Source organism: Streptococcus sp., from assembly GCF_032481935.1.
Lineage (GTDB): Bacteria > Bacillota > Bacilli > Lactobacillales > Streptococcaceae > Streptococcus.
This window is the reverse complement of sequence record NZ_JAWERU010000017.1, coordinates 22,725-29,959: the sequence shown is the minus strand read 5'-3', so window position 1 is coordinate 29,959 and position 7,235 is coordinate 22,725. Positions and strand designations below refer to the sequence as shown.

Here is a 7,235-nt window from a genome sequence, read left to right as displayed (position 1 = left end):
CTTTAGATAACTCTGTAGTTAGCCCTGCTACCAGAACTCCAGTTTCCTTATCAGTCAAAATTCGAACCTCTTCGGCTGGTTTAACAAGACTTGGTGCAGGCTCATTTCCAGCTGTAGCCACTGTTCCTGTGTATTCTGGTAATTCATTCTTAGCGGCTTCTAGCGCATTGACGCCACCTGTAAATTCTGGGACTTCATTCTTAGCTGCCTCTACTGCATTGACACCACCCTTGAATTCTGGGATTTCTACTACTGGTGCTGGCTCGTCGCCTGCTGTGCCGATTACATCTGTGTATTCTGGTAACTCGTTTTTAGCTGCTTCTACTGCATTGACGCCGCCCTCAAATTCTGGGACTTCTACTACTGGTGCTGGCTCGTCGCCTACTGTGCCGATTGCATCTGTGTATTCTGGCAATTCATTCTTAGCCGCTTCTACTGCATTGACACCACCTTCAAATTCTGGGACTTCTACTACTGGTGCTGGCTCATCACCCTTACTTGTAGTAATGACTGGTTTTACCTTGACTTCAACAACTCGATCTTGCGCCTCTGTCGTATCTGTATGAACAGTGGTACGGTTAGATCCTAGAACCTCAACATAATCAACTCTTTCACCCTTCTTACCTTCTGAGATTACACGACGTTCATCTTGCGCTAAGTCATTGTTTTCACGAATAATTTCCTTAAATGGAATTTCGGTCTTGATAACTTCTAGACTTGGTCGTTCGAGAACAGGACTTTGGTCGCCTTCTTCAGGAACTATACGGTGACTAGGTTTGAAATGAATGCGATATTCCTTGACAAGACTACCATCCTTAGAAAGGAGACGGACAAGAGTAGGAAGGTTATCCTGACTAGACTCAACAACCGTTGTCACACCGTGACCACTTGCTTGAGCAGTCACCTGTGGTTTAGTGCCATTTAAGCTCACTGTATAATCTGAAACCTCAGGATCAAAGTTTTCTAATGCTTTTCCAGCAACCGAAATGGATACTGAAGGAGTTTCCTCATCTCTTGCTTTAGCAGGAGAGTAAGCACTAAACTCGACCATTGCTAGACCATTAGTTGTAGATTTACGAGTCATACGTGCTCGAATGGCTGATGTCTCAATTGGATCAAAGGTAAATTCGATTGGCTTACCAGCCACGATTTCTCCAGATGCCTTATAAGGAATTTCTTGCCAGTTTTCTGCCTTGTTAAATGGATGATCCGCATTTTCTTCATAACGAGAAATGGTGCTTGGTTCTGTATAGGCAGGACCAACATATCTTTCCAGTACCATTTTTGCTGGTGCGTCTGTTCCACTGTCTTTAAAGAATTGAATGGCTACTTTTCCAACAGATTGAGGTGTAATCTGACCATTCTTCTTAAAGAGAATTCCCACAGATGTTTCTTGGTCCTTCGGAGTACGAGACCAGTTAGTCCAACGTCCATCCTCGTTAAAGTGCCCATCGTTGATATAGAAAATTTTATCCCGAGAAGCTGCTTGTGTGTCATTTGTAGTAGACGCAAAAGCTTTAGAACCAGTCTCATTATTATTTGCATTTTCTGAAATGACTTGATTACCTTTTGTAACAACTGTTACTTGCATCTTGGTTGTTAAGTCTGTTCCTAGAACATGACCAAGAACTTCAAAGCTACCTTCTTGGGCAGTCGCATGTTCTGGCACAGCATCCCATTGGACAGCAAGGTTAGCCTTAACCCAGCCAGTCTGTGATGGATAGTAGGCTGTTACCTCTGCAGGCAATTGAAGTTGATCGCCAACATTCAAGGTCTGGGCACTATTTTCCGCAGCTACTGGTTGTGTTGACTCTTTTTCGTCATCACGGAAGATACGATATTCTTTTAGAACAGTTCCATCCTCAGCTTTCAAGATAAGGCGTGTCGCACCTTTTTCACTTGTTGCAGGAACAACTGTCACCACACCATTGTTGCTGGCTGTTGCAGTGATTTCCTTGCTTGCTTGAGGAATATAATAATCTGTCTTAGACGGATTGAAATGCGCAAGCTTCTTGCCATCTACTTGGATAGAAATTTCTGAGCTGGTAGCACTTGGAACCTTACTTCCTAAAATAGTGATTTCTGTCAAACCGACACCAGCAGTTCCATCTGCTTTCTTCATACGCATACGAACAGCATAAGTTTCAACCTTATCAAATGTAAAGTGGTTTGTTTGACCTGCAGATAATTGTCCTGGAGCTTTGAGATGTTCAACTTCTTTCCAGTTGGTAGCATTGTTGAATGGATGGTTGGTATCACGCTGAGCATTATTGACATCATTTGGAAGATCTGGAACTTCTTGACCGACATAGTACTCAATAATATATTCTTTTGGAAGTCCGATTGCCCCGTCTGTATAGAAATCAACTGATAGATTGTCGACAAAGCGCTTGGTCAAATCACCAGAGTTACCAAACAAGATAGATGCCCAGTCATTATCAGTACCTGTTTGCCATGTAGTCCATCGATTCTTAACATCTGTACTGGCTCTTGAAACTGTCAAGTCGTTCAAAGTACTTGCCGAATCATCACCACCCGTATTGGACACGATAGCTGCTGGCAATTGGGAACCCGTCCATTGTTTCGAGATATTATTTCCCGCAACAACCTGACTGGAAACACGAACATGAGCCTTGGTAGTCAGATGGCTACCCACTAATTGACCCTTGATTTCATAGATACCTTCAGTCTGACTAAAGTTAGCTGGCACCTTATCCCAAACGACATCTTTATAGACAGTTGTTCCATTTGAATGATAAGCACGGACGCTAGCTGGTAATTGAACACTTTCACCCTTAGGTAGTGTTAAACTGATTTCTTCTGCAACCTGCAAACCTTCAACAGTAACATTGGCAAGAGCTTCAATGTCTGTGCCTTCTACATGACCTTTAAGGGTAAAGCTATGATAGTAGCTCAGATCTTTTGCATCTACCTTGTCCCAAGTTACAGTTACCTTACGAGGCAAGCCCTTATCAAAATCTGCTCCAACTTGACTAGGTAAATTCGGTTGCTGATTGATATCTGTAGAGATAGTTACTGGATGAAGTTTGACAATTTTCTTGTCTACTGTATTTTCTTTTATCACAAGTTCAGTGGCTACAGATTGAGTCTTATCAGTTTGATTGTCAATACTAGGAGTGAGGGTTACACTACCTTTCTTGTAAAGAAGCAAGTTCTGACCATTCACCTCAAGATGTCCACCATCAGCTGACTTAGCTTCCAAATGGATATCTGACGCTGAAAATTCAGTTTGTGAACCATCTTCGTAGTGCCCAATGACATGATAAGGGAGAACTTGGTCTTCTGTTGCAGTCTCTTTTCCTTCAACGCTTACTTCCAAGCGTGTCAAGGCAGGCGCTTCTTTCACAAATTGAATCAAGTAAGTTTGAACTAAATCGCCCTTTTGGTCACTCAAGAATACAGAAGCCTGATAATCATTGGCAGCTGAGGCTTGTTGAACTGTTACCTGATAGCCTGTTGTCTGTGCTCCAACACTTGGGATTTTTGCAGTATAAGGAAGGGATACTCGGTAGTAGGTCTTTCCAGGCTCAAAGTTTTCAAGAGTCTTATCTCCAACCGTGAGACCTGTAACAGTATTTTCTGTTTCCTTATCACTTGCGATAAAGGTTGCTGTCACCTCGTAGTCATTGCCTTCCAATTTACCAGTTGCTTCAGTACGTCCACCTTCTTTTGTCAAGGCAGATGGATCTTTCAAGGTCCAAGAAACGACATCCGCATCAACCAAGTTACCATCTGATAAAACAGCCGTAACAGTCTTGTCCAAATTTTCAACAGCTGTACCAACTGGGACAGTTGCTACTTTTGGCAACCACTTATCAAGCGCAACTACCTTGACAAGGGCTTCAGCCTTGGCTTCGAGTCCTTCCACACTACCAAGGACTTTTTTCTCACCAGCACTTGAAAGGAGATCTTCTGGGATGTCCCAAGTCACAGCTTTTTCTTCGACACTACCATCGCTATAAATAGCTGTCACAGTCTCTGGCAATTTAGGATTTTCGCTGACATCAGTTCTTGCTTTCACAGGGGCAAAAGCGACAAAATGGCGATTTTCTTTCTTGCCTGAAACGGTTGTGACTGTTGCCTGATCTGAAGCCAAGCCTGCAGAATCCGCATAAAGGGTAAATTTACCTTCTTTTTCAGTCGATTTAACGATGACAACACCTTTACCATTGAAGGCTTTTCTCTGCCATGTGCCATCTTTCTGAGCTTTGTAGCGTTCACGGCTAGCTTGTTCTCCATTGTCCACACCGACGATTTGGCCTTGGCCATGAAGATTGAAATGAACAAGATTATTAGCAGTTGGCACAACATTACCGTCTTCATCAACGATTTCATAATGGATATAAGACAAATCCTTACCATCTGCAGTGATGACATGCTCTTCCTTGGTGAGACGAACTCTGGCTGGCTCCCCTGCTGTTGTCACACTATCACGCGCAATCTCTTTACCATTTTCATCGCGAGCAATAGCTGTTAAGGTACCTGGTTTATAGTCCACCAACCACTCAAGATACAATTCACTTGGTTTAGCTCCCTCGTGATAAGGGCGACCATCTTCAGTTGTTTTCTTAACAAATTCTTTCTTACCGAGGGACTCATTGTTCAAGAACAATTCTACACTAGCAGCATTTGAGAAGGTCCGAACTGGAACTTTACCATTGACCAGCATATTACGTTCCTTGAGCGTTTCTTCAGTCCAATTCCAGTGAGGCATGATGCGAACAGTTGGTTTTTCTTTGGCACTATACCATTCACTACGGTAGAGATAGAAATCATTCTTAGGCAAGCCTGCCGTATCAATGATACCAAAATAAGAGCTTTTTACTGGTGTATTATCTTGGTTATGCCATGGTGTTGGTTCACCGATATAGTCGAAACCAGTCCAGATGAACTGACCTGCATAGCCAGCACGATCACGGTCAAAAGTCCAAGATTCAGTAGCTGTTCTACCCCAGGCTACACGGTCATTACCATAGTCTGACTGTTCATAATGACGATTTGGGCGATTGTCGTGCCAGAGTAAATGAGCAGGATCAAAATAAGAATCTCGAGTTCGAGTCGCTGAAGAGGTTTCAGAACCATAAATCAACCAATCTGGATGTTCCTTACGAACCGCATCATAATTCCGTTCCCCATAGTTCATACCAACAGCATCCATGATTGCTGCTAATTCTAAGAACAAGCCGCTTGATCTACGACTGAATTTGTTTTCCCCCATGGTCACATAGCGTTCTGTATCGATTGCTTTGATGATGGCTTTCAAACGCTTGGCTGTTTCTAGTGAACGCTCGCCACCATCTGCTTCATCAACTTCATTACCGAGTGACCACATAACGATAGATGGATTATTTTTATCACGTTCGACCATGGTTCTGAGGTCAAAATCAGACCACTTCTCACCCTTCTTGGCTTCTGGGTGAGTTGCATCTTGGTCAAAGAAACGTCCATAGTCATACGTTTTCTTACCACGATACCAAGTATCAAAGGCTTCTTCTTGGACCAAAAGTCCTAGATTTGCTGCAGCGTCGAGCAACTGTGGACTTGCTGGATTGTGGGTTGTACGGATAGAGTTAACTCCCATATCTTTCAGGAGTTTTAATTTACGATAGGTTGCCTTATAATTTTCTTCTGCCCCCAAGGCACCGTTGTCATGGTGGATACTAACTCCATGGAATTTCATTCTCTCACCGTTAAGAGAGAATCCCTCCTTAGCTGTCCAGTTGAAATAACGATAACCAAAAGTATCTTCTGTAACATCAACTAGCTGACCTTCTTTATAAACCTTGGTTTTCAGAACATAGAGCTGAGGATGGTAGCTTTTGGTTGTCCAGAGGGTTGGCTTATTAACCAAAATCGTTTGCTTAAAGTCAGCTGTCTCATTTCCTGCTAGACTCTTAGTTACAGAACGAACCAAATCTGAAACAGCCTTACCTTCCTTAGTAAAAATTTGTTGCTCCACAAATACCTTGGCTAAAGTCTTGGCAGTGTTTTTAATCTTGCTTTGGATTTGTGTTTCAACGTTGCCATCTTTTTGTTCAGCTAGTTTTGGAGTTGTGATATGATTTCCATTTTCAGCTACCTGCACCTTGTCACGATAGCTCAAAGTAACATCGCGATAGATACCACTTCCTGAGTACCAACGACTACTTGGTTGCTTATTGGTAACTTGGACAGCAATGGTATTTTCACTACCATCTTTATTTAAAAATTCAGTAATATCGTATGAAAAATGATTGTAACCACTTGGATAATGACCTACAAATTTACCATTTACATAGACCTTAGAGTCCATGTAGACACCATCAAAGTTGATCCGAACATCCTTGTCTTTAGCACTTTCGTCAACCGTGAAGGTCTTGCGATACCAGGCAGTACCCCCGTTTAATTGACCACCTTCATTTCGAGCAGGAGACTTGTGGTCAAAATCAAAATAGATACTCCAGTCATGAGGAAGGTTCAACTTAGACCAGTCATGAACATCCACATCTTTCTTAGAAAAGTCACCTTGAGCGTTTAGTTTAAAATACCAGTCTTTATTGAAATTTTGTTTTCTTTCTTCAAGGAGCTGATTTTCTTTTTCCTTCTCTTTTGTAGCTTGAGGTGATTCACTTGCAGAAGCTTTTTCTTCCTTGCTTTTATCATCCGTTACAGGTTTATTTTGATTAGGTGTATCAGTATGTTCTTCTCGAACTACTGGCTTTTCAGCACTTGCTTCTGAGACTGTAGACTCTTTCCCATTTGCTTCAGCAGCAGGTTCTTCAGTTTTTTCAACTTTGTCTTCTTTAGGGCTGACTACTTCCGCTTCCTTTTCTTCCTTAGGACTTGTTGCCTCAGTCACCTTTTCTTCAGTTATTGGTTTTGCGGATTCAACAGTATCATTTTCTTTTTCAGTAGCGGAATCTTGTGGGCCATTTTGCTCAGCTTTTGCAATAGCTGCAGCAATATCATCTGGAAGCTTATCTAAAGGTTGAACTTGATGAATCGTTTCCTCACTGGGACTTGCTGTTTCGGTTTCAGCTGCTTGAGCCACCTGAAGACCAAATATACTAGCTCCAATCATAACTGAAGCCGCACCAATGGCAAATTTACGAATACTATAATGACACCGTCTTTCAAAAAATCTCTTATCCATTATTGTTCCTTTCCAATGTTCTAGTAAGCGATTACATTTTACTCCAAAAAATAAACCTCCCTCTAGACGCTTACTTATTTTA

General features: G+C 42.1%; 1 protein-coding gene. It reads right to left on the bottom strand.

What is annotated here, in order from left to right; translation table 11 throughout:
• Nucleotides 1–7,153, bottom strand: a 7,153-nt coding sequence (locus E7C97_RS04995) for an SIALI-17 repeat-containing surface protein (protein ID WP_316108343.1), incomplete at its 3' end; no start/stop codon positions are given.
• Nucleotides 7,154–7,235: the final 82 nt, after the last annotated feature.